Genomic DNA, 22,298 nt, shown 5'->3' with positions numbered 1-22,298 from the left:
CTCATTCGGACACCCCGTCCAGGACGCCCGTCCAGAGCCCGATCGCCGGAAGACAGACACCGGCCGCGAAGACCCATGCGGCGGCGACGGCACGGGCGTAGGGGGCGGGGTGGCCGCCGGTCCATCCGCGGGAGAGGGCCAGCAGCCGGTCGGTCTTCTGCCGCGTCGGGTTCTTCTCCTGCTGCTGGGTGAGGAGGGCGGACAGCCGGTCCGCCGACTCCGCGTCCGTGACCGCCTCGGCGTCCGCCCGCATCTCCATCAGTGTGACCAGGACCCGACGACGGTCCGTACCGTGTCCGGGTCCACCTCCGGGGGAAGCATCAGCTCCACCGTCACCCGCCGGGCGAGCCCCGCCGTGCTGTCCTCGCCCTCCTCGGTGTCCGTCCCGCCGGTGGCGGCGTCGCCGCGCACGCAGCGCTTGAGATAGCCGACGGCGTCCCGCAGTCCGCGCTGGAGGGCCATGTCGGTCGCCGTCGAGAGCACCGTGAAGGCGATCTGGCCGAGCACGGACAGCCCGATGGTGAGGTACACATGGGTGTCGACCGCGGGCGCCCCGCTGAGGTCGTCGAAGAATTCCCCGGCGCCGGGCAACCGCCGACGGGCGCGCGTCTCCTCGGCGAACTTCTCGAAGAGCTCCTCGTGTTCGTTCTCGGCGACGGCGCGCGCCGAGGCGTCGACCATCGTCAGGATCCGCTCGATGGCGGCGTCGTCCAGCTCCGTCATATCCGTCATGCGTTCCCCCGGTACGCCAGCCCCCGGCGGGGCGTGCGACGCCTGTACGGTAGTCCAGCCGAGGGAGATGATGTGAGGACTTACCGCAAATAGGTGAATTCATCGTGCATTTCGCGTATAGCCGCTGACGCGCATGGCTGATGGAGGCCGTCAGCTCGCCCGGCGCGGGGGCCGGCGCGTGCGGGTCCACTCGAGGAGCTGCCGGGCCGTCCAGGTGGTGATGACGCGCTCCACCGGCACCCCGCATTGCGCGGCCCGGGCGCATCCGTTGCGCTGCCAGTCGAGCTGGCCGGGCGCATGGGCGTCGGTGTCGATGGAGAAGAAGGTCCCCGCCCGGACGGCCTCGCGCAACAGCCTGCGCGGTGGATCCAGCCGCTCCGGACGGCAGTTGATCTCCACGGCGGTGCCCGCCTCCACGCAGGCGCCGAAGACCTCCTCATGGTCGAAGGCGGACTCGGGGCGCTTTCCGCCGAGCAGCCGTCCGGTGCAGTGGCCCAGCACATCGACCAGCGGATCGCTGACTGCGGTGACCATCCGGCGGGTCATGGGGCGGGCGTCCATCCGCAGTTTGGAGTGGACCGAGGCCACCACCACATCCAGCCGGTCCAGCAGCTCCGGCTCCTGGTCCAGGGAACCGTCGGGGAGGATGTCCACCTCGATCCCGGTGAGCAGCTCAAAAGGAGCCAGCTTCGCGCGCAGCTCCGCCACCACGTCGAGTTGGGCGCGCAGCCGGTCCGCCGAGAGGCCGCGGGCCACCGTCAGCCGCGGGGAATGGTCGGTGAGCACCGCCCACGCGTGCCCCAGCCGCGCCGCCGTACGGGCCATCAGCTCGATCGGGGAACCGCCGTCGGACCAGTCGGAGTGCATATGGCAGTCCCCGCGCAGCGCCGCGCACAGCTTCGCCGCGTCCTCGTCGGGCTCGGGCTCGGCCTCGGCGGCCCCGGCCTCCAGGTTCGCCAGATACCCGGGCACCTGGCCCTTCAGCGCCTCCTTGACCACCTGCGAGGTCTTCGGCCCGAACCCCTTGAGCGACCGAAGGGTGCCGTTCGTGACCCGCCGCTCGACCTCCTGGGGGTCCAGGCCGGCGAGCACCGCCTGGGCCGTACGGAAGGCACGGACCCGGTAGGTCGGCGCCTGGGCGCGCTCCAGGAGAAACGCGATCCGGTCCAGGGCCTCCAGGGGGTCCATCGCGCGCTCCTCGCTGTGTCCGTCGTCCGCGCCGTGTCCGTCGTCCGCGCTGTGTGTGCCTCCGCGTCTCAAGCGCGGCGGTTCGGGCGTCGGCCGGGGGGCTGATGGGGTTCGGGACGCGCCGTCAGCTCGGGGATGTCGCGGGTCTGGGGTGTCTTTTCGGAGACGGTGATGGGCCGGCCGTAGTGCCGGATCTCCATGGGGGCGCCCTCGGTCAGGGAATAGGTGACACTGCGGCCGGTGATCTCCACGCGCAGCCTGCGGCCCAGCACCTGCAGGGTGAAGGCGAGCCGGGCCAGCTTCTCGGGCAGCTTGGGCGAGAACTCCAGCCTGCCGTCGCGGTGCCGCATCCCGCCGAACCCGGCGACCAGGGCGATCCAGGTGCCGGCGAGCGAGGCGATGTGCAGACCGTCGCGGGTGTTGTGCTCCAGGTCCTTCAGGTCCATCAGGGCCGCCTCGCCCAAGTAGTCGTAGGCGAGCCGCAGCTGGCCCACCTCGGCGGCCATGACGGCCTGGGTGCAGGCGGACAGGGAGGAGTCCCGGACCGTCAGCCGTTCGTAGTAGTCGAAGTTGCGTGCCTTCTGCTCCTCGGTGAAGCACTCGCCGCGCAGATACATCGCCAGCACCAGGTCGGCCTGTTTGACGACCTGTTTGCGGTACATGTCGAAGTAGGGGAAGTTGAGCATCAGCGGATACTGGTCGGCGCGGGTGCCCTGGAAGTCCCACTCCTGGTGGCCGGTGAAGTCCGCCGACTGCTCATGGACGCCCAGGGTCTTGTTGTACGGGACCGACATGGACTCGGCCGCGTCCCGCCAGGCGGCGGCCTCCTCGTCGTCGACACCCAGTTCGGAGCCCTTGTCCGGGTGGCGTTCGATGATGTCCGCGGCGGCCCGCAGGTTCGACTGGGCCATGAGGTTGGTGTAGACGTTGTCGTCGGCGAGGGCGCTGTACTCGTCGGGGCCGGTCACCCCGTCGATATGAAAGCGGCCGTGGTGGTCGTGGTGGCCGAGGGAGCGCCACAGCCGGGCGGTCTCCACCAGCAGTTCCACGCCGGTCTCGCGCTCGAACTCCTCGTCGCCGGTGGCGGCGACATAGCGCACCACCGCGTCCGCCACATCGGCGTTGACATGGAAGGCGGCGGTGCCGGCCGGCCAGTAGCCGGAGCATTCGGAGCCGTCGATGGTGCGCCAGGGGAAGGTGGCGCCATCGTGGCCCAGTTGCTGGGCCCGCTCCCGGGCGGCGGGCAGGATGGACTGGCGCCAGCGCAGCGCCTCGGCCACGGACTCGGGGAAGGTGTAGGTGAGCAGGGGCAGGACGAAGGTGTCGGTGTCCCAGAAGGTGTGGCCGTCGTAGCCGGAGCCGGTGAGGCCCTTGGCGGGGATGGCCCGTTCCTCGGCGCGGGCGCCGGCCTGCAGGACGTGGAAGAGGGCGAAGCGCACAGCCTGCTGGATCTCGGCGTCGCCCTCGACCTCCACATCGGCGCGGGACCAGAAGTCCTCCAGCCATGCGCGCTGCTGATCCACCAGGCCGCGCCAGCCGGTGCTGGCGGCCCCGGCGAGCGCGGCCTCGACCTGGTCCCGTACGGCGGGCAGCGAGCGGGCGCCCGACCAGCCGTAGGCCACCAGCTTCTCCAGCCGCAGGACCTGGCCCGGCTCCAGCACCGAGGTGATGGTCAGACGGGCGACGTCGTCGCCGCTCTCGCTGGCGTGGCGGGTGGGCGGCGGCCCGGTGATCAGGTGGTCGGCGGCGGCCGCGACCCGCAGGTCGCTGTCGTCTGTGCAGTGGATCAGCCGCAGCCGCTTGTCGTCGGCGGCGTTCTCCTCGGGGGTCAGCGGGGACTCCAGCGCCTCGGCCACCCGGGGGTCACCGGCGCGTTCGGGAAGCTGCTCGTTGGCGACCAGTTCGGACTGGACGACGACGCGGATCTGGGCGTCGACGGCCTCCACCTCGTAGGCGACGGCGGCGATGGCCCGCTGGGTGAGGGAGACCAGCCGGGTGGAGCGGACCCGCACACTGGTGCCGGAGGGGGAGGTCCATTCGCAGGTCCGGTGCAGCACCCCGGCACGCAGGTCGAGCACGCGCTCGTGGGAGCGCAGCCGTCCGTAGCGCAGATCGAAGGGCTCGTCGTCCACCAGCAGCCGGATGATCTTGCCGTTGGTTATGTTGATCATGGTCTGGCCGGCCTCGGGATAGCCGAATCCGGCCTCGGCGTAGGGCAGCGGACGCCGTTCGTAGACGCCGTTGAGATAGGAGCCGGGGAGCCCGTGCGGCTCCCCCTCGTCGAGATTGGCGCGCCAGCCGATATGGCCGTTGGAGAGCGCGAAGACCGATTCGCTCTGGGGCAGCAGATCGAGCCGGAGATCGATCTCGCGCAGCACCCAGGGGTCGACGACATACGAGGAATCGGTGATCACGAGTCGTCCTCCAGCAGCTCGGCGAGATCCTTGACCACGATGCCCGCGCCGTGGGCGCGCAGCGCGTCGGCCTGGCCCACCCGGTCCACGCCGACGACACAGCCGAAGCGCCCCGAGCGCCCGGCCTCCATGCCCGCCAGGGCGTCCTCGAAGACGGCGGCCGCCTCGGGGGCGGTGTCCAGCTCCCGTCCGGCCTCCAGGAAGGTGTCGGGGTGCGGTTTGCCGGGCAGCTTGCGCTCGGCCGCGACCACACCGTCGATCCGCACCTCGAAGAGGTCCTCGATACCGGCGGCGACCAGCACATCGCGGCAGTTGGCGCTGGAGGAGACGACCGCGATCCGCAGGCCCTCGGCGCGCGCGGCCTCCACGAAGCGCACCGAGCCCGGGTACGCCTCGACTCCCTCCTCGCGGATCTTCGCCAGGACCAGGATGTTCTTGCGGTTGCCCAGGCCGTGCACGGTGTCCGCGTCGGGCGGATCGTCCGGCTCGCCCTCGGCGAGATCGATGTCCCGGGAGGCCAGGAAGGTGCGCACCCCGTCGGCGCGTGGACGGCCGTCCACGTACTCGTCGTAGTCGCGGGCCGAGTCGAAGGGACGGAAGGAGGGGCCGTCGCGCCGCCGCAGGAATTCGTCGAACATCTGCTTCCATGCCGCCGCGTGCACCACCGCGGTCCTGGTCAGCACGCCGTCGAGGTCGAACAGGCAGGCCCGGATGGAATCGGGCAGGCTGAGCTTGGTCATGGCCCCCGATTCCCCCGGGAACGCCGGAATATGCGGGGAGTGGCGGCGGATGAGGGCCTTCCGCCACTCTGCGCATCGCCACCCTCACTCAGCGCGGTACGACGGTGCGCCCCTCGCGGCGGGAGCGGTCGGCGGCCTCCAGGACGGCGACGACCTCGCGGCCGAACCGTACATCGCAGGGGTCGGCCGCGCCGCCATCGCGGGCACCGCGCAGCAGCCGGTCGACGGCCGTGCCGAAGGCCGCCACCGCGGTGGTCCCGGCGTCGGGGACCACCGCGATCCCCCGCTCGCCGTAGAAGTCGCAGGAGAATCCCTGGGCGGCGGGCCGGGCGTCCAGCGTGAGCGCGAGCGTGCCGATGGCGCCGGAGTGGTGGCGCAGCAGCACATGCGCGGCGCCGCGCGGCCCGTCCAGGGCGGTGACCTCGGCCACCGGGCCGAGGACCGGGAGCAGGACGGACAGGGAGTGCGGGCCGACGTCCCACAGTCCGCCGCGCTCGTGCCGCCAGTGGGATCCGCCGTAGTGGCCGCCGGGCTGGAAGATCGAGGCGAAGGCGGTGGCACGGCCGCCGTCCCAGCCACCGGCCGCCGCGGTCTCCTGGAGGAAGGTCTCGACGGGCGCCGCGAAGCGGTTGGTGAAGAACACCACCGAGGCCAGTGCGCGCTCGTCCACGGCGCGCACGATCCGGTCGGCCTCCTCGGTGCCGAAGGCCAGCGGCTTGTCCAGCAGCAGATGGCGCCCGGCCAGCGCGGCCCGCTCGGCGAGGCCGCTTTGGATGTCCGGCGGGAGGGCGATGGCCACGGCGTCCACGTCGGCGATCAGCGCGTCGGCGTCCGGGTGGGCGCGGGTGCCCCAGCGGTCCGCCAGCGCCTGTGCCTTCGCCGGGTCGCGGCCCCAGATCCCGGCCAGTTCGGCCACCGGGTGCGCGGCGAGCGCCGCCGCGTGGGTCTCGGCCGCCCAGTGTCCGGTGCCCAGCAGTCCGAACCGCACTGTCCGTCCCCCTCCGCGCGAAGTCCCGGGGCCTTCCCCGGAGTCGGCCGCGATCCTACGCCGGTGCGGCCCGCGCGCTTCGGCCGAGGGCGGTGCGCCCCTCCCTCGCTTGGCCGTCGGGCGGATGCCGGTGGGCGGGGGCGGTGCCAGGGTGAGGCCATGGCCGGCCACGGTGCGGGTGACGGCCGAAGCCCACCCTCACCGCTGGAGGAACCCGTGGCCCGTGGCTCGTCCCGCTCCCACTCCCGTGCGTTCCGGCGGCGCGCCACGGTCCGGGCCGCGGCGGTCCTGCTGCTGTGCGGGGCCGCGGTACCGTCCTGCGCCTCCACCAGCGAGCACCGGCCCGACCGGGCGAAGTCGGCGTCGGCGCGGCAGAGCGCGCTGGAGGCGGCCGCCGCCGCGAAGGCCGCGGCGAAGAAGAAGGCCGCGCTGGCCCGGCTGCTGCCGGGGATGCCGCCCCCGCTGGACCCCCATGACCTCTACGCGGCCGACCGGCCGGGGAAGCTGGCCCGGGCGGTGAAGGACTTTCCGTCGCGGGTGTACGTGCCCAATACGCTCTCGGACACGGTGAGCGTCATCGATCCGAAGAAGTTCAAGGTCGTCCGCACCATCCGGGTGGGCCATCAGCCGCAGCACGTGGTGCCCTCGTGGGATCTGAAGACGCTGTGGGTCAACAACGACGTGGGCAACACCCTTACCCCCATCGACCCCGCCAGCGGCCGGGTCGGCCGCCCGGTGGACGTCCACGACCCGTACAACCTCTACTTCACCCCGGACGGAAAGTACGCCGTGGTGATGGCCTCCATGGACCGGGCGCTGGTCTTCCGGGACGCGCACACGATGAAGGTGGTCAAGTCGGTGCCGGTGGACTGCTATGGCGTCAACCACGCCGACTTCTCGCCGGACGGGCGCTACTTCATCGTCTCGTGCGAGTTCTCCGGTGAGCTGCTGAAGGTGGACACGGCGAAGAAGAAGGTGGTCGCCAAGCGACGGCTGCCGATCGCCGGGGCCATGCCGCAGGACGTCAAGATCTCGCCCAACGGCAAGACGTGGTACATCGCCGACATGGTGGCGAACGGCCTGTGGGTGCTCGACGGCGACACCTTCGGCAAGCCGCGGCTGCTGCCCACCGGAAAGGGCACGCACGGCCTCTACGTCAGCCGCGACTCCCGTTCGATGTACGTCTCCAACCGCGGCGAGGGCACCATCTCGGTGCTGTCCTTCAAGACCGGCAAGCTGGTGCAGCGGTGGCGGCTCCCCGGCGGCGGCAGCCCCGACATGGGCGGGGTGTCCAGCGACGGCAAGGTGCTGTGGCTCTCGGGCCGCTACAACGCCGAGGTCTACGCGATCGACACCCGCAACGGCCGGCTGCGCGCCCGGATCCCGGTCGGCGGCGGCCCGCACGGGCTCGCGGTCTACCCCCAGCCCGGCCGCTACTCCCTCGGCCACACCGGAATCTTCCGCTGAGGCGGCCTTCCCGCAGGCGCCCTGGGCGGCTGTGAGGCTCTGCACAGCCATCTGCATAGGCCGCCTATATAGAGGCATGATATAAATTTAGATGTGGAATACACACAGCAGTCCGGCCCCCGGGAACCCGACGTCCCCGCGACCCGTGAGCAGGTCGCGGAGGCGCTGGAACAGCTGGCGTTCCTCGCGGTGCGCCATCTGACCAACCGGGACATCAGCTTCACCACGGCCTCGACCCTCGGCCGGCTCAGCCGGGAGGGGCCGTCCCGGCTGACGGCCCTGGCCGCCGACGAGGGTGTCACCCAGCCCTCGATGACCCAGCTGATCCAGCGGCTGGAGCGGCAGGGTCTGGTGACCCGGGTCGACGATCCGCACGACGGGCGGGTGGTACTGGTGGCGATCACCGACGCCGGGCGGGAGCTGCTCGCCGAGCGGCGCCGCGGCCGTACGAACCGGCTCGCCGAACTGCTGGCGACCCTCTCCCCCGAGGACCAACAGGCACTCGCCACCGCCGTCCACGCCGCCGCCCCCGCCTTCCAGCGGCTGGTCGACAACGCGGCACGGACGCGGAAGGCCCCGGGGAGTACCGCTTCCTGATCAACCGGCACCCTGCCGCGCCACGGCATTGCCATGTCGTCACGGCTGGGACCCTGAACGACGGAGCATCTTTTGTCCGCTCATCCCAGCGCCCCCAACCCCTTCAAGCAGCCGAAGGCCGTATGGGCGGTCGCCTTCGCCTGCGTGATCTCCTTCATGGGCATCGGCCTCGTGGATCCGATCCTGCCCTCCCTCTCCTCCCAGCTGCATGCCACGCCGAGTCAGGTGTCGCTGCTGTTCACCAGCTATCTGGTGGTCACCGCCGTCGCCATGCTGGTCACCGGGTTCGTCTCCAGCCGCATCGGCGCCAAGCGCACCTTGGTGGCCGGTCTGGTGCTCATCGTGCTCTTCAGCGCGGCGGCCGGGGCGTCCGGCAGCATCGACGGGATCGTCGGTTTCCGCGCCGGATGGGGCCTGGGCAACGCCCTGTTCATCGCCACCTCGCTCGCCGTCATCGTCGGCTCGGCCAGCGGTGGCTTCGCGGGCGCGATCATCCTCTACGAGACCGCTCTGGGCATCGGCATCGCGATCGGGCCGCTGCTGGGCGGTGAGCTCGGCGGGATCAGCTGGCGCGGGCCGTTCTTCGGCGTGTCGGCCCTGATGGCCATCGCGCTGATCGCGACCATCGTGCTGGTCCAGCCCACCCCGACCCCGGCGCGCCGGGCCTCGATCGCCGACCCGATCAAGGCGCTGCGCCACCGCGGACTGCTCACCATGGGGCTGACCGCGCTCTGCTACAACTGGGGCTTCTTCACGGTGCTGGGCTACGCGCCGTTCCCGATGGACCTGGGCACCCATGAGCTCGGCTATGTCTTCACCGGCTGGGGTCTGCTCGTCGCCTTCTTCTCGGTGTTCGGCGCCCCGTGGCTGCAGGCGCGGCTCGGCATAGCCCGCTCCCTGTATCTGAACCTGGCGCTGTTCGCGCTCGACATCCTCGTCATCGGCCTGTTCACCGACTCCAAGACGACGCTGATCGTGGCGGTGATCGTGGCCGGTGCCTTCATCGGGATCAACAACACCATCACCACCCAGGCGGTGATGACCGTCGCCCCCGTGGAGCGGCCCGTCGCCTCCGCCTCCTACGGTTTCGTCCGCTTCATCGGCGGCGGTCTGGCCCCGTACGCCGCGGGCAAGATCGCCGAGCACAGCGGGGTGCATCTGCCCTTCTACATCGGGGCCGCGGCGGTCGCGCTGGGCATCGGCGTCCTGGCCACCGGGCATTCGCTGCTCGCCGAGGCCGAACGGGTCCAGGCGGCGGAGGCGGCCGGACACACCCCGGCCGAGGAGCGGCGGGAGACGCTGGAGAAGCAGGCGCTGGCCGAGGAGCTCGGCTCGGCCGGCTGACGCGAGCGACGGGCCCGGCACGATACGCGGGGCAGGTATGGACCAGTCGGGGCGGCTCCAGTACGGTGCGCACACCATCGAACGGGGGCCTTCCCAAGGAGTGGCATGGCTTCCTTACGGTCCACCCAGCGCATCGCCGGGCTCCGGTTCGCCGTACCCGCGGCCGTGGCGGTCGCGGGTCTCGCCTTCGCCTGGCCCGCGGACGCCGCGTCCATCTGGGACGGCGACGCCTCCGGCGGCACCAAGATCTACGGCCTGCTGAACTGCGACTCCCCGGGCAGTGTCACCGCCGTCTCGGACACGCAGCGGGGCAAGATCTGGAAGTACGACAAGCCGAGCGGCAGCAATCGCTGCGAAAGCCATGGCATCGCGGTGGGCGGCTCGAAATACGCCTTCCAGAACGGCGGGACCTACTGGTTCGGCTGGTCGAGCAAGCTCTCCAGCACGGTCGACAACAACGCCACGTTCCAGTGGAAGTCCTACGGGGATCACATCCAGAACTGGCCGGTGGTCCTGAAGACGCTCGGCGGCCGGACCACGATGATCCAGCGGCAGCCCGGCAACCAGGTCTTCACCATCTGGTCGACCCCGGCCTCGGCGAACACCTGGAACCACTACACCATCGGGCTGCATCTGTCCGACGAGACCAAGGGCGGCTGGGTCGAGCTCTGGGTCAACGGTCAGCAGCAGAAGTTCAGCGACGGCACCACCCGGTGGGCCTGCCGCACCTTCGACAGCAGCAACGACCCCAAGTGGGGCGTGTACGGGGCCGAGAACAGCCGGGTGGTCAACTACATCGACGACCTCAAGGTCGGCACCACACGCGGTGACGTCGACTGACGCCCCGAGCCCCCGCCCGAGCCCCCGCCGGTCCGGTTCCCCCTCAGATCCGCCAGGAGCGGATGCGGCCGGCCGCGTCGAACACATCGGCCTTGCTGGAGAGGATGTCGCGGACCAGATCGATCAGCGCACCGTACGGCGGGTCGATACCCTCGCCCGAGGCGTGCATATAGGCGACCGCGGTCGCGGAGGCGAACCGCGCGTTGCTCGCCGGGAGCGGTCTGAGCAGCGCGATGGTGTGCAGCAGGGCCGCGGCCCGCCACGCCGGGTCGGGATCGACACCCAGGCGCGGCGGGTCCACTCGGTGGCGGGCGACGGCGGCGACCAGACCCGAGAAGTCCGAGATGGCCGGCTGTTCCGGCATGACCTCCTCATGGCGCTGAAGCAGCCAGGGGACGTCGATGTGCAGCAGCGGGGCCATGGTCAGGCGGCCTGCCCGGGATGGCGGTGCTCATCGTCGGGGAACGCGTCCGCGAAGGCGTCCGCGTTGTCCGCGAAGAACCGCCGGAAGACCTCGGCACCCTCCTGCAGAGCGCGGTGCCGCGCGATGTCGGCCACGGTCGCCTCCCGGACGAGTGCCTTCATCGTCGTACCGCGTTCCTTGGCGATCTGGCGGAGGTCCTCAAGTTCCCGATCGCTGAATTCCACGTTGAGTGCTGACATGCGAGACACCCTACTCACCAGGTACCCCGTCAGCAATCGCCCCAGCTCAGATGATGTTTTTGTAGGTACTTGACAAGGCTTTCCGCCACTAAGGGAGGCTACGGCCGGGGACCGGCCCGCCCTCGGGTCCCAACCGGACAAATGGCTCGCGCACCTCACGGCCCGTCAGGCTCCGGTAGGCGGCGGGGCGGCGGAAGGCGTCCCCCCAGGTCTCCCGGCGCCGGTAGTCGCGCAGCGCGTCGAGGTCGAAGACCGCCGGATAGACCCCCTCGGCCTCGCCCGCCTCGACCACCAGGGTGTCCCGCGACCGCCCGCCGGCGAAGGCGATGCCGTCATGGGCGACGGAATGGCCCCAGCCGGGACCGGCGTAGTTGGCCATGGCCATACCGGTCATGTTCTCCCCCGCGCGGGAGCGGAACTGGGAGAGCCGGTTGATCTCCAGCTCGCACGCGTTCGGGGTGAGGACGATCTCGGCTCCGGCGAGCATCAGGGCGCGGGCACTCTCCGGGAACTCGCGGTCGTAACAGATCATCGCCCCGGTCATCACCTCGCCCACCGCCGTGTCCAGGGCGCACACCTCGAACCCCTCCCCCGGGGTCAGCGCGGCCTCGGGCAGGTCGAAGACGCAGGTGTGCACCTTGGCGTAGGTCAGGACCAGGCGGCCGTGCCGGTCGATGAGGGACAGGGTGTTGCGCGGCGCGCCGTCCCAGCGCTCCAGATAGGTGAGCGCGATGGCCATCTCCAGCTCGGCGGCCAGCTCACGGAAGCGGGTGACGAAGGGCGAGTCGCGGGTGATCGGCTCGCCGAGCCAGACGGCCCGGGGCCGCGGCGCCGCCGAGGCCCCGTCCCACCGCGACGGATGGCGGTAGAGCTCGCCAGGGGCGAAGCCGTCCGGGACGGAGCAGCTGTAGCCGTTGCTCCACATCTCGGGGAAGAGCGCGATGTCGGCGCCCATGGCCCCGGCCCGGCGGCAGGCCGCCTCGCCGAGGGCGAGATTCACGGACAACTCAGGCCCGGGCGGGGCGAGTTGGAGCAGCGCGACGGTGAGGGTGGTCATGGCGGCCTCCTTCGATATCTGATGACGTGCGGACGGCGCGAAGGAGGTGTCCCGGCGGGCCCCGGGGGCGGGGTGGGTGTCACAGCATGCCGCCACGCTACCCGCGGGCGGGGGAGCTGACGAGAGGGCGGGAGGCGGGCCGTCGCCCCCGGATCCCGGCCCCATCTGGCGCAGGGCTATCGCGCGATCCGCGTGCAGACCGGCATCCCGGGGCTGTCCTCGGTCTACGGGGTGGCCTCCGCGAGCGCGGGCGGCGGGGAGCGCTACGACTACGAACCCGCGCGCCGGGGGTCGGGGCCCCGGGTGCTGCCCGCCGAGGAGAGCTGGGACACCCGGGCCTATCTGCGCCATGTGCCGACGGTGTTCGACGCCGTACGGCAGGAGTTCGGCCCGGAGCTGCCGCTGCTGCACGACGGCCACCACCGGATGACACCCATCCAGGCGGCCCGGCTCGGCAAGGCACTGGAACCCTACGGCCTGTTCTGGCTGGAGGACGCCACACCCGGCGAGGACCAGACGGCGCTGCGGCTCATCCGGCAGCACACCACCACCCCGCTGGCCATCGGCGAGGTCTTCAACCACGTCCACGACTACACCACCCTGCTGAGCGAGCGGAGGACGGGCTGCTGCACCCGTCCGACACCCCGGGCCTGGGCGTCGAGCTGGACACCGAGCCGCCGGGAGTTTCCCGTACCAGCCCGCCTATCGGCCGGTGAACCGGCTGGTGAACCGGCTGGCGGACGGCACGGTGCACGACTGGTGAGCGGGGGTACGGTGAGCGTCGCAGCAGGAGAGAAGAGGGAGCATGGAGCAGCGTGAGTTCGGCCGGCTCGGCCGGAAGGTCTCGGTCGTGGGCCTGGGAACCTGGCAGCTGGGCGCGGACTGGGGCGAGGTCGGCGAGCAGGACGCCCTGGCCGTGCTGGACGCGGCCGTCGAAGCGGGCGTGACGTTCTTCGACACCGCCGATGTGTACGGGGACGGGCGCAGCGAGCAGCTCATCGGGCGGTATCTGCGGGAGCGTCCGGACGCCGGGATCTTCGTGGCGACCAAGATGGGGCGGCGGCTGCCGCAGCTCGAGGAGAACTACACGCTGGACAACTTCCGCGCGTGGACCGACCGTTCGCGGGCCAATCTGGGGGTGGACACCCTGGATCTGGTGCAGCTGCACTGCCCGCCGTCCCCGGTGCACTCCTCTGCGGCGGTCTTCGACGCGCTGGACACGCTGGTGGCGGAGGAGCGCGTGGCGGCGTACGGGGTGAGCGTCGAGACATGTGCGGAGGCGCTGGCGGCGATCGCGCGGCCGGGGACGGCGAGCGTGCAGATCATCCTCAACCCGTTCCGGCTCAAGCCGCTGGAGGAGGTGGTACCGGCGGCGCGGGAGGCCGGTGTGGGGATCATCGCGCGGGTGCCGCTGGCGTCCGGTCTGCTGTCGGGGAAGTACACCAGGGACACCGTCTTCGCCGAGAACGACCACCGCACCTTCAACCGGCACGGCGAGATGTTCGACCAGGGCGAGACGTTCTCGGGCGTGGGCTTCGAGGAGGGTCTCGAGGCGGCCGTGGAGTTCGCGGAGCTGGCGCCGCAGGGAGCCACCCCCGCGCAGACCGCGCTGCGGTGGATCGTCCAGCAGCCGGGCGTGACCTCGGTCATCCCGGGGGCGCGTTCGCCCGAGCAGGCTCGGGCGAACGCGGACGCGGCGGGGCTGTCCCCGCTGCCGGGCGCCACGCTGGACGCCGTCGGCGACCTGTACGACCGGCGGCTCCGGGCCCGGGTGCACCCTCGCTGGTAGGGGCTCAGAAGCCTGCGTCCGCCGCCCACCCGTCAAGTTCGCGCTGGGCGGCGGCGCGCAGCTCCGCCGAGGGGGCGGCGGTGCCGTCGGCGATCAGCGCGTAGTGCACGGCGCCGGTGCCCGCGTCGGCCGGGGCGGAGAGCACCAGCCGGCGCGTGTCGGTGCCGCCGGGCTCCGCGGCGGTGGCGATGGGGTGGTCGGCGGTGTGGCCGTGCGCGGTGTACGCGGGCGGCCCGGTGACGGTGCCCAGGTCGGAGACGACGGTGGTCCGGGCGGGGTCGAAGTCGCGGGGCAGCCGCAGTTCGGTGGGCGCTTCGGTGTCGCCGTCGGAGCGCCACACCAGCATGCCGTAGCGCCCGGAGCCGGTCAGCTCGGCCACGTTCGGCAGGCTGCTGGGGATGCGGTTCCAGCTGAGCGTGGTGGAGCCGTCGCGTGAGCGGTCCTCGAAGGTGAAGGCGAGGGTGCGGCCCGCGACGGCGCGCGGATAGAGCCGGTCGAGCAGCCGTGCGTCCTGGCGCAGCCCGGCGTTGCCGGAGTCGTCGAGGCGGACGGCCGAGAGGTCCTCGCCGTTCCAGGCGTCGCCCTCGGTGAGGACCTTGCCGGTGTTGCCGTTCATGGCCTCGTGGTGGCGGCCGCTGTAGATGTCCCACTGCCACTGGGTGGAGGAGAGCACGGCGCCGGACGCGGCCGGCCGGGTCCACCAGGTGGCGCCGGGGAGCCGGGAGTCCAGTGCCTGGTACATGCCCTTGACGACGGTGGGGGCCTTGTCGGAGGTGAAGCCGGTCAGCGGATGGCCGAACTCGCTCATGACGGCCGGAAGATCCAGGGCGGTGGAACGGTCGCGCAGGGCGCCGAAGTCGCCCGCGTACTGGCCGTCGGCCGCCTTGCCGGGCATGAAGACGCCGGAGATGGCCTTCTGGTCGTAGTAGTGGGTGTTGAAGACGTAGTCGGGGCCGGGCTTTCCGGCGTCGAGGAGTCCACCCTCCTGGCGCTGGAAGTCCAGGTTGGAGTTCCAGAACATATTGGGCTCCACGAAGGCGGGCTTGTCCTGCCAGCCCGCGGCGTCCATGCGGGCGCGGAATTTCTCGTAGAAGGGCCACAGCACGCTCTTCTCCCAGGTGCGGCTGTTCTGGCCGTCGTCGTACGCGCCCGCGTACGGCTCGTTGAGCGGGTCGAAGCCGACGACGCGGGTGAACTGGTCGTCGGTGAGGTGCCGGGCGAGGTAGGTCATGGTCGTCTCGGCGGTGGCCAGGAAGGCGTCCTGGACGCGGACGGTGCCCGCGCTGGTGGTCAGGGCGCGGTTGCGCCAGAAGTCGCGGGTGGCGTTCATGACCGCCTGGTTCTGGGTGATGTTCTGGCCCCAGTGGACGCAGATCCCGCAGGACTCCTTGGGATATCCGCCCGCGTCGATGACCCATTTCGGCGCGCCGTCGCCGCTGTACCAGCTGTCCTTGTCGAAGAGACGGCCGGAGTACAGGTCCTGGTGGAAGTCGGGGAAGACCCGGATTCCGGCGTCCAGGAACGCCTTCATCTGCGCGGTGGCCTTCTCCAGATAGGCGGTGTCCACCTGGCCGGGCTCGGGCTCGGCGTGGGCCCAGGACAGCAGGAAGCGCACCGCGTTGGCTCCGGTCAGGCTCCGCATGGCGGCGGCGGACGTCCTGGCGTCGGCGGTGGTGGCGAACGGGAGCCCGCCGTTCTCCTCCAGTTTGGTCTCGCCGGACACGTTGAAGCCGCGCAGCACGACCTCGCGGCCGTGTCCGTCGGCGAACCGGGTGCCGTCCACGGCCACCTGGTCCGCCGCCCGGCCGTCGAACCAGGGCGCCTCGGCCGCGGCCGCCGGAGTGCCCGGGGCCGCGGCCGCCGCCAGCAGCAGAACGGCCACCCCGAGCAACCGGGTGCGACCCGGTCGGGGGCGGCCGATCCGTATCCCTCGCGTCTCATGAGTCGGCATGGACCTACCGTCCAGTAGATCTGAGGGGTCGTCAACTACTTGCGCGCAGAGTGGAGTTCAGCCCTGTGGTGATGCGGCTACCGCCGGAATCCGGCTACTGCTGGAATCGCGCACCCAGGGCCGCACCGGCCTCCGGCGCCCCGAGGGAGTCGGGCCCGAAGGAGACGACGCCGCCCGTGGTGAGGCCGCCGGTCTGGCCGCGCAGCACCCATGCCGCACCGCTGGTGGACTGGGCGCCGTCCTCGTCGGGGGCGCCCACCGCCAGGTCGTCCTTGCCGTCGCCGTCGGTGTCGCCGAGCCGGACCGCCATGCCGAAGTGGTCGCCCGCCTCGGCGGCGCCGGGGACACCGGCGGTGTCCTGGGTGAACGCCTGGGCTCCGGTGCCGGACAGCCCGCTCCGGCCGCCGTAGAGCTGGACGACGCTGCCCGCTTCTTTCTGGCCGGCTTCCAGGGCCTCGTACGGGATGCCGACGGCGATGTCCGCGTAGCCGTCGCCGTTGACGTCGCCGGAGCTGAGCGAGTAGCCGAACTGGTCTCCGTCCTCGTTGACACCGGGGACGCCCGCGGTGTTCTGGTCGATGGTCGTGGTGCGGGTGGTGCTCGGCCCCGACGCGGTGCCGTAGAGGACCTTCAGGGTGCCGTGGTCATACGGCAGGTTCTCGACGACGTTCCCCGGGACCGTGCGCAGCACCAGATCGCCGTGGCCGTCCTTGTCGACGTCGCCGATGGTCGCGGAGGCGGCGTCGGTGAGGTCCTTGACCTTCGGCGACAGACCCTTGTCGTCCCCCTTGAAGAACAGGCTGGACTCGGACATCTCCTCGAAGGCGTGAGTGGAGACGAGGTCGTCCTTGCCGTCGCCGGTGATGTCGCCCGCGGTCAGACTGGTCGGCCCGTCGAACCTGCCGGTGTCGGAGAAGGAGCTGCCCGCGTCCTTGCCGTCGCGGGTGAACGGGCCGAGACGGACGCGCAGGCCGGTCTTCTCGTCCTCCGAGCCCTCGTCGACGGTGACCACATCGACCAGGTCGGCCTTGCCGTCGCCGTTGAAGTCACCGCCCACGATGTCGCTGGAGCCCCAGTGGTCGCCGTTGCCCGCGGGCAGCTGGGTGCCACCGGTCAGGCCGTTCGCCGAACCCCACAGGACCGTGATGGCCGGGGAGTCACCGGCCTGGACCGCCAGATCGGTGTAGCCGTCGCCGTCCAGGTCGCGGGCGACCGAATGGGCCCCGAAGTACGCCGACGCGGCGGGGTCACCGGGGACGCCCTCGGTGGCCTTGCTGATGACCTGGCGGTGGGCGGTGTCCGCACCGGAGGCGGAGCCGTAGACCACGGCGACGTAGCCCGCCTTGGCCTTGCCGTCCACCGTGCCGGCGGGGGCGGAGACGGCGAGGTCGGCGCGTCCGTCCTTGTTGAAGTCGACCTTGGGGGCGGCGGCCGCGGCGGTGCGGGCCTCGGCGGCGCCCGCCGAGGGCAGGGCGAGTAGAGCGGGGGTGGTCACAAGTGCCACCACTGTCGCGCAGCGCGCGACGGTGGTGAGGGAACGGGAGCGCACAGATCCTCCTGCTCGTTGATGAGCGTTTACCTCATGTACACCCACCAGGACCCCTGACGCCGCCTCAGGGTTGCACCGCCGTTTCCAGGGATTTCCCTAGTCCGCCTCGTCCACATAGCGGAACACGCCCATCATGTGCGTGTCGTCGACCTCTTCCGCGGGTGCCGCCACGCACTCGGTCAGCCGCTTGGTGAGGGTGTCGGCGTCGATCCCGGTGCCGATCATCACCAGCTGGGTGGTACGGGGCTCACCGCGCTCCCAGGGCGACGGCTGGAAGCGGAGATACGAGCCGACCGCGTGCAGCGCGAACTTCCGCTCCCGGCCCGCGCCCGCGAAGTGGAGGAACCCCTTGGCGCGGTAGAGGCCCGCCGGGAGGCTGTCGAGGAACGCCATCAGCCGGCGCGGATGGAGCGGCTCGGCCGCGGTGAATTCCATGCTCTCGTAGGCGGCGTGGAGGTGGTGGCTGTGGTCATGGCCGTCACCGCATACGTCCTCGCCGCACTCGTCGTCGGCAGGCACGTCGTCGCCCCACACATCGGCGAACGAGAGCTGCCGGAACCCTTCCTCGGCGGTCTCACGGGGCCGGTGGTCGAAGAGGAGCGCGGGGTCGACACGCCCATGTGCGGCGGCCAGGACCGGCGCACCGGGGGCGATCTCCTGGATGGTCTCCACAAGATCCCGCCGCTCGTCCTCGGCGACGCGGTCGGTCTTGTTGAGCACGATGAGGTCCGCGGCGCGGACATGGCGGTCGAGCTCGGGGTGGCGGACGTGGGTGTCCGGGAACTCCGCGGCGTCCACGACCTCCACCAGGCCGCCGTAGACGATCCGCTCATTGGTGCTGGACAGCAGCGTACGGATCATGCTCTGCGGCTCGGCGAGGCCGCTGGCCTCGATCACCACGACATCGATGCGCAGCTCCGGATCGGTGAGCCGCTCGAGCATCTCGTCCATCTCGGAGGCGTCCGCCGCACAGCACAGACAGCCGTTCTCGATCGGGATCATCGAATCGACCTGTCCGGCGACGGCCATGGCGTCGATGTTGATGGATCCGAAGTCATTGACGATGACGCCGATGCGGGTGTCGGCGCTGTCCCGCATCAGATGGTTGAGCATCGTCGTTTTCCCTGAGCCCAGAAAACCCGTGACGAGAATGACCGGAATCCGTTGTGTGGCCAAGGTTGCGTCTCCGTGCGGCGGTTCGTGGCGGTCTCGGGTGACCGCTCATGCTATCCGTCCGCGGGCCGGGCCGATCCCCGGCCCGCGGACGTCAGCGAACCGCGTCAGGGAATCTCGATGCCCGCCTCGGCCGAGAGGCGGTCGATCTCGGCCAGCTCGGCGTCGCTGAAGGCGGGCGAGTCCAGCACCGAGACGTTCTGCTCCAACTGGGCGACGCTGCTCGCGCCGATCAGCACCGAGACCACCCGGGGGTCGCGCAGCACCCACGCGAGCGCCAGCTGGGCGAGGGTCTGGCCGCGTCCCTCCGCGAGCTTGTTGAGTGCGTGCAGCAGGGACAGCCGCTCCTCGGTGAGCGCGTCGCGCTTGAGGAAGTGGCCGAGCGCCATGCGGGAATCGGCCGGCACCCCGTGGAGATACCGGTCGGTGAGCTGTCCCTGCGCCAGCGGCGAGAAGGCGATGACCCCGACGCCCGCCTCGGCGGACGCCTGCAGCACCCCGCCCTCCACCCCACGCTGGAGGATCGAGTACGGATACTGGTTGATCAGGTACGGAGTGCGCAGGTCCTTCAGGATCGCGGCGGCCTCGGCGATCGCCTCCGGCGGGTAGTTGGACACGCCCGCGTAGAGCGCCTTGCCCTGGCGCACGGCGCTGTCCAGGGCACCCATCGTCTCCTCGAGCGGGGTGTCCGGGTCGAAGCGGTGGGAGTAGAAGACGTCGACGTAGTCCAGCCCCATCCGGGACAGCGACTGGTCGAGGCTGGCCAGGACGTACTTGCGCGAGCCCCACTCGCCGTACGGCCCCGGCCACATGAGGTGTCCGGCCTTGCTGGCGATGAAGAGTTCATCGCGATAGGGGCGGAAGTCCTGGGCGAAGATCGAGCCGAAGTTGGCCTCGGCGCTGCCGGGCGGCGGACCGTAGTTGTTGGCCAGATCAATGTGGGTGACACCGAGGTCGAAGGCGCGGCGCAGCACAGCGCGCTGGGTCTCCAGGGGGTGAGTGTCGCCGAAGTTGTGCCACAGGCCGAGCGAGACCTTCGGGAGCAGTACACCGCTGCGTCCGCAGCGCTGGTACTGCATGGAGTCGTAACGGTTCTCGGCGGCGAGGTGGACCATGCGCGGTGTCCTTGTCCGTACGGTGCGGTTGGGAGCGGGCAGGCCGTGGGGACGGCCCGCCCGCCTGAGCTTGTCAGCTTTGGGCCAAAGTGGCGACCTCATTCCCGCTGAGTGTTCTGCCGTATACGCGGAAGTCGTCGAACGCGGCCTTGAGGTACGGGTCCGGGTACTGCGACTTGCCGAGGTATCCGGCCCGGATGTGGTTGCCGAAGTGGACGGGTTCGACGGTGATGGCGGTGTTGCGTCCCACCTCGCGCCCGCCGACGTAGAGGACGGCGGTGCCGGTGCCGTAGGCGACGGCGACATGGACCCACTGGCCGGTGGGCAGCGGGGCGGCCTCGATGCGCTGCTCGGCTCCGCCGCCGCCCGCGGTGATGGCGAAGCGCAGCTTCCCGGAGTCGGCGACGGGGGTGAGGAGCATATTGGCGGTGACCCCGGTGCCGATGTCGAAGATCCGGGTCCAGGCGGCGGGGGTGCCGTCCAGCCGGACCCAGGTGGCCAGGGTGTACGCCCGGGCGCCGGCCAGGAGGTCGTCGGCGAGGACGACATGCCCGTCCGTGCCGTTCAGGGCGACCGCGCCGCCGGTCCTGCCCGCCGTCCAGGAGGCGCCGCCGGTGAGCCGGGCGGCCATGCCGCGGCCGGTGGCGTCGGCGGCGGCGGTGCCGGAGGTCTCGTCGAAGCGGTGCCAGGCGGCGAAGGCGGGCGGCGGGGAGGGCGGCTGCCCGGTCAGCCAGTACACGTTGTAGTGCTGGTGGTGGACGCGGGCGACCGGCAGCAGGGTCACGCTCTCGCCACTGGCCGTGGCGCTGAACCGCATGGGGCTGGTGGCGCTCTGGACCACGGATCCCTTGTCCAGGCGCGGCATGGTCATTCCGGTGCGGCCGCCGTACGCCCCGGCGAGCACGACGGGCCCGTAGAGCACGGCCTGGACGTCGGGGTCGTCGGGGGTGGGGTCGAACGTCAGCTTCATCGGCAGGGTCACCTCGACCCGGTCGCCGGTCTTCCACTGACGGTCGATGATCAGCCAGCTGCCGGGTTCCGGCCGGTCGGCGAGGGTGGTGCCGTTGAGCGTGGCGCGGGCCTCCGCCGCCCAGGAGGGGATGCGGACGCGCAGTTCGAGGGAGGCGCCGCCGGAGGCGACGGTGAGGGTGGTGGTCTGCTGGTCGGGGAAGCCGGTGGTCTGGCGCCAGGTGATGCCCTTGTCCTGCCAGCGCAGTTCGGAGGGGATGAAGAGGTTCACCAGCAGGCTGCGGTCGGCGTAGGTGTAGATGGTGTCGGCGAACTTGGCCTGGGTCTCCATGCCGCTGCCGTGGTCGCAGGAGAAGTTGTCGTAGTCGGTGGAGTACTGATTGGGGTCGGTGCCCATGAAGGACGGCTGCTGTTTGAAGGAGCCGGGGGCGAGGCCGGTGTAGTAGATGTTGAAACCGTGGGCCGAGTCCGGGTCCTGCTCCCCCAGCATCTGGTTGAGCAGGGTGCGCTCGTAGTAGTCGAGCAGATCCGTGCGCTCCGGCGCGTGGAAGTGGATCAGCCGGGTGAGCTTGAGCATGTTGTAGCTGTTGCAGTTCTCGCAAGCGTTGTTGGAGAGCTGGGCGGCGATGGCGTCGGGCTCGTGGAACGCCTCGCCGTTGCTGTTCCCGCCGATGACATAGGTGTGGTGATCGGTGACGATCTTCCAGAAGTTCTCGCCGATGGTGCGGTAGCGGCTGTCGAGCCCCTCCTCCCACAGCCGCATGGCGCCGACCATCTTGGGGATCTGGGTGTTGGCGTGCAGCCCGGCGAGCCGGTCCTCGTTCCGGGCGAGCGGGTCGAAGACGCGGGCGTGGGTGAAGCGCTCGGCGACCTTCAGCCAGCGGCCGTCGCCGGTGATCTCGTGCAGATCGGCGAGGACGTCGTTCATGCCGCCGAACTCGGTCTGCAGCACCCGCTGCATCTGGTCGTAGCTCAGCTTCCCGGTGCGGGTGTCGACCCAGGCGGCCTGGCGCAGCACGGTCTGAAGAGCCTCGGCGTTGCCCGCGAGCCGGTACTGGTCGACGAGCCCGGCCATGATCTTGTGAATGGTGTAGTACGGGGCCCACACTCCGGTGCCGGCCTCCAGCCGGTCGAAGAAGCTCTCGGGGAACGCCGAGAGATAGCCCTGGCCGTAGCCGGCGGCCGGGGACCTGGCCTGGCAGGCGGCGAGCGCCGAGACCAGTGCGCGGCCCTTGTCGCGCAGCGCGGTGTCGCCGGTGCCGGCGTAGCTGAGGGCCAGGCCGGACAGGAGGTGGCCGGTGCTGTGGCCGCGCAGTTCCGTGGTGGGGCTCTCCCAGCCGCCGCAGGGCTGGGCACCGCTGGACAGGCCGACGTTGAGGCGGAAGGTGTGCAGCAGCCGGTCGATGTCCACGAAGCGCAGATAGGCGGTGTTGCGGGACTGGTTGTCCTTGAAGGCGCCGGGGAGCAGGGTCACGGCGGTGAGCGGAAAGGGGCGGACGCCGGTCAGCGCTCTGGGCTTGCCGTGGGTCGCGGCCGGGGTGACGCCAGGGGACGCCGCCACGGCGGTGCCCCCGGCCGCGGCGGTGAGCGCCACGGCCGCGGCCCCGGTGGCGGTGGTGGTGATGAAGTGCCGTCTGTCGACTGGTTCGCTCATGACTGCCCTCACTGAGGTTCGAAATTACGAACAATGTCCGACATCATGTGCACCGCGAAGGTACCGGC

General features: G+C 71.0%; 19 protein-coding genes and 1 pseudogene. 6 read left to right on the top strand and 14 right to left on the bottom strand.

Features of this window, described 5'->3' with window-relative positions; genetic code table 11:
• Position 1 precedes the first annotated feature (1 nt).
• The 6 genes from CGL27_RS46795 to CGL27_RS46770 all read right to left on the bottom strand — a co-directional run bounded on the left by CGL27_RS46795 (position 2) and on the right by CGL27_RS46770 (position 6,062).
• The gene (locus CGL27_RS46795; protein WP_162953217.1) at positions 2-253 is read right to left on the bottom strand and encodes a hypothetical protein; all 252 of its coding nucleotides are present in this window, start codon (positions 251-253) and stop codon (positions 2-4) included.
• Between the two features lie 5 nt (positions 254-258).
• Positions 259-732: a hypothetical protein gene (locus CGL27_RS46790; protein ID WP_162953216.1), complete on the bottom strand. Its 474-nt coding sequence runs from the start codon at positions 730-732 to the stop codon at positions 259-261.
• A 150-nt stretch (positions 733-882) separates the two neighbouring features.
• On the bottom strand, positions 883-1,920 hold the full coding sequence (locus CGL27_RS46785; protein ID WP_119993819.1) for a PHP domain-containing protein: 1,038 nt from the start codon (positions 1,918-1,920) through the stop codon (positions 883-885).
• A 68-nt stretch (positions 1,921-1,988) separates the two neighbouring features.
• Complete coding sequence (locus tag CGL27_RS46780) at positions 1,989-4,334, bottom strand: glycosyl hydrolase family 65 protein (RefSeq protein WP_078646248.1); 2,346 nt, start codon at positions 4,332-4,334, stop codon at positions 1,989-1,991.
• Positions 4,331-5,074, bottom strand: coding sequence for a beta-phosphoglucomutase family hydrolase (locus tag CGL27_RS46775; protein ID WP_119993818.1), 744 nt, complete (start codon positions 5,072-5,074; stop codon positions 4,331-4,333). Before CGL27_RS46775 ends, CGL27_RS46780 begins: the two co-directional genes overlap by 4 nt.
• 88 nt (positions 5,075-5,162) lie before the next feature.
• Positions 5,163-6,062: a Gfo/Idh/MocA family oxidoreductase gene (locus CGL27_RS46770; protein WP_119993817.1), complete on the bottom strand. Its 900-nt coding sequence runs from the start codon at positions 6,060-6,062 to the stop codon at positions 5,163-5,165.
• Positions 6,063-6,512: 450 nt separating this feature from the next.
• Here CGL27_RS46770 and CGL27_RS46765 point away from each other — a divergent pair, with 450 nt between their 5' ends.
• From CGL27_RS46765 to CGL27_RS46750, 4 genes are all read left to right on the top strand, one after another.
• Positions 6,513-7,529, top strand: coding sequence for a YncE family protein (locus CGL27_RS46765; RefSeq protein ID WP_240451067.1), 1,017 nt, complete (start codon positions 6,513-6,515; stop codon positions 7,527-7,529).
• Between the two features lie 93 nt (positions 7,530-7,622).
• On the top strand, positions 7,623-8,126 hold the full coding sequence (locus CGL27_RS46760; RefSeq protein WP_078646244.1) for a MarR family transcriptional regulator: 504 nt from the start codon (positions 7,623-7,625) through the stop codon (positions 8,124-8,126).
• A gap of 72 nt (positions 8,127-8,198) precedes the next feature.
• Positions 8,199-9,470: an MFS transporter gene (locus tag CGL27_RS46755; protein ID WP_078646243.1), complete on the top strand. Its 1,272-nt coding sequence runs from the start codon at positions 8,199-8,201 to the stop codon at positions 9,468-9,470.
• A gap of 105 nt (positions 9,471-9,575) precedes the next feature.
• Positions 9,576-10,310 carry a heparin lyase I family protein gene (locus tag CGL27_RS46750; RefSeq protein WP_107439198.1) on the top strand — a complete coding sequence of 245 codons (735 nt, stop codon included), beginning with the start codon at positions 9,576-9,578 and terminating at the stop codon, positions 10,308-10,310.
• A 43-nt stretch (positions 10,311-10,353) separates the two neighbouring features.
• On the opposite strand, the gene CGL27_RS46745 is transcribed toward CGL27_RS46750, so the two are convergent.
• The 3 genes from CGL27_RS46745 to CGL27_RS46735 form a co-directional block, all read right to left on the bottom strand.
• On the bottom strand, positions 10,354-10,731 hold the full coding sequence (locus CGL27_RS46745; RefSeq protein WP_078646242.1) for a toxin Doc: 378 nt from the start codon (positions 10,729-10,731) through the stop codon (positions 10,354-10,356).
• A 2-nt stretch (positions 10,732-10,733) separates the two neighbouring features.
• Positions 10,734-10,973, bottom strand: a complete 240-nt coding sequence (locus CGL27_RS46740) for a hypothetical protein (RefSeq protein WP_014057435.1) — start codon at positions 10,971-10,973, stop codon at positions 10,734-10,736.
• A gap of 88 nt (positions 10,974-11,061) precedes the next feature.
• Positions 11,062-12,030, bottom strand: coding sequence for a carbon-nitrogen hydrolase family protein (locus CGL27_RS46735; RefSeq protein ID WP_119993815.1), 969 nt, complete (start codon positions 12,028-12,030; stop codon positions 11,062-11,064).
• 165 nt (positions 12,031-12,195) lie between these two features.
• Between CGL27_RS46735 and CGL27_RS46730 the strand changes: the two are divergent.
• A pseudogene (locus tag CGL27_RS46730) lies at positions 12,196-12,793 on the top strand (enolase C-terminal domain-like protein); the annotation flags it as partial.
• Positions 12,794-12,835: 42 nt separating this feature from the next.
• On the top strand, positions 12,836-13,819 hold the full coding sequence (locus tag CGL27_RS46725) for an aldo/keto reductase (RefSeq protein WP_119993814.1): 984 nt from the start codon (positions 12,836-12,838) through the stop codon (positions 13,817-13,819).
• A gap of 4 nt (positions 13,820-13,823) precedes the next feature.
• Here the strand turns inward: CGL27_RS46725 and CGL27_RS46720 are convergent, their stop codons facing one another.
• The 5 genes from CGL27_RS46720 to CGL27_RS46700 form a co-directional block, all read right to left on the bottom strand.
• Positions 13,824-15,770 carry a cellulase family glycosylhydrolase gene (locus CGL27_RS46720; RefSeq protein WP_119993813.1) on the bottom strand — a complete coding sequence of 649 codons (1,947 nt, stop codon included), beginning with the start codon at positions 15,768-15,770 and terminating at the stop codon, positions 13,824-13,826.
• Between the two features lie 94 nt (positions 15,771-15,864).
• A complete protein-coding gene (locus CGL27_RS46715) occupies positions 15,865-17,319 on the bottom strand; it encodes an FG-GAP and VCBS repeat-containing protein (protein WP_119993812.1) in 1,455 nt (484 codons plus the stop codon).
• 96 nt (positions 17,320-17,415) lie between these two features.
• On the bottom strand, positions 17,416-18,495 hold the full coding sequence (locus tag CGL27_RS46710) for a GTP-binding protein (RefSeq protein ID WP_119993811.1): 1,080 nt from the start codon (positions 18,493-18,495) through the stop codon (positions 17,416-17,418).
• Between the two features lie 104 nt (positions 18,496-18,599).
• Positions 18,600-19,607, bottom strand: a complete 1,008-nt coding sequence (locus tag CGL27_RS46705; RefSeq protein ID WP_119993810.1) for an aldo/keto reductase — start codon at positions 19,605-19,607, stop codon at positions 18,600-18,602.
• 73 nt (positions 19,608-19,680) lie between these two features.
• Positions 19,681-22,230 carry a beta-L-arabinofuranosidase domain-containing protein gene (locus tag CGL27_RS46700; protein ID WP_119993809.1) on the bottom strand — a complete coding sequence of 850 codons (2,550 nt, stop codon included), beginning with the start codon at positions 22,228-22,230 and terminating at the stop codon, positions 19,681-19,683.
• Between the last annotated feature and the right edge of the window lie 68 nt (positions 22,231-22,298).

It is taken from the genome of Streptomyces sp. 11-1-2 (genome assembly GCF_003595545.1).
Classification (GTDB): Bacteria; Actinomycetota; Actinomycetes; order Streptomycetales; family Streptomycetaceae; genus Streptomyces; species Streptomyces hygroscopicus_B.
This window is presented reverse-complemented; position numbering and strand designations above follow the sequence as displayed.

Bases quoted from the DNA above. Each gene is read 5' to 3' on its own strand.
- CGL27_RS46750 (WP_107439198.1), top strand. From the start codon at position 9,576: ATGGCTTCCTTACGGTCCACCCAGCGCATCGCCGGGCTCCGGTTCGCC.
- CGL27_RS46725 (WP_119993814.1), top strand. From the start codon at position 12,836: ATGGAGCAGCGTGAGTTCGGCCGGCTCGGCCGGAAGGTCTCGGTCGTG.
- CGL27_RS46795 (WP_162953217.1), bottom strand. From the start codon at position 253: ATGCGGGCGGACGCCGAGGCGGTCACGGACGCGGAGTCGGCGGACCGG.
- CGL27_RS46790 (WP_162953216.1), bottom strand. From the start codon at position 732: ATGACGGATATGACGGAGCTGGACGACGCCGCCATCGAGCGGATCCTG.
- CGL27_RS46740 (WP_014057435.1), bottom strand. From the start codon at position 10,973: ATGTCAGCACTCAACGTGGAATTCAGCGATCGGGAACTTGAGGACCTC.
- CGL27_RS46720 (WP_119993813.1), bottom strand. From the start codon at position 15,770: ATGCCGACTCATGAGACGCGAGGGATACGGATCGGCCGCCCCCGACCG.
- CGL27_RS46705 (WP_119993810.1), bottom strand. From the start codon at position 19,607: ATGGTCCACCTCGCCGCCGAGAACCGTTACGACTCCATGCAGTACCAG.
- CGL27_RS46775 (WP_119993818.1), bottom strand. From the start codon at position 5,074: ATGACCAAGCTCAGCCTGCCCGATTCCATCCGGGCCTGCCTGTTCGAC.
- CGL27_RS46765 (WP_240451067.1), top strand. From the start codon at position 6,513: ATGCCGCCCCCGCTGGACCCCCATGACCTCTACGCGGCCGACCGGCCG.
- CGL27_RS46735 (WP_119993815.1), bottom strand. From the start codon at position 12,030: ATGACCACCCTCACCGTCGCGCTGCTCCAACTCGCCCCGCCCGGGCCT.
- CGL27_RS46785 (WP_119993819.1), bottom strand. From the start codon at position 1,920: ATGGACCCCCTGGAGGCCCTGGACCGGATCGCGTTTCTCCTGGAGCGC.
- CGL27_RS46700 (WP_119993809.1), bottom strand. From the start codon at position 22,230: ATGAGCGAACCAGTCGACAGACGGCACTTCATCACCACCACCGCCACC.
- CGL27_RS46745 (WP_078646242.1), bottom strand. From the start codon at position 10,731: ATGGCCCCGCTGCTGCACATCGACGTCCCCTGGCTGCTTCAGCGCCAT.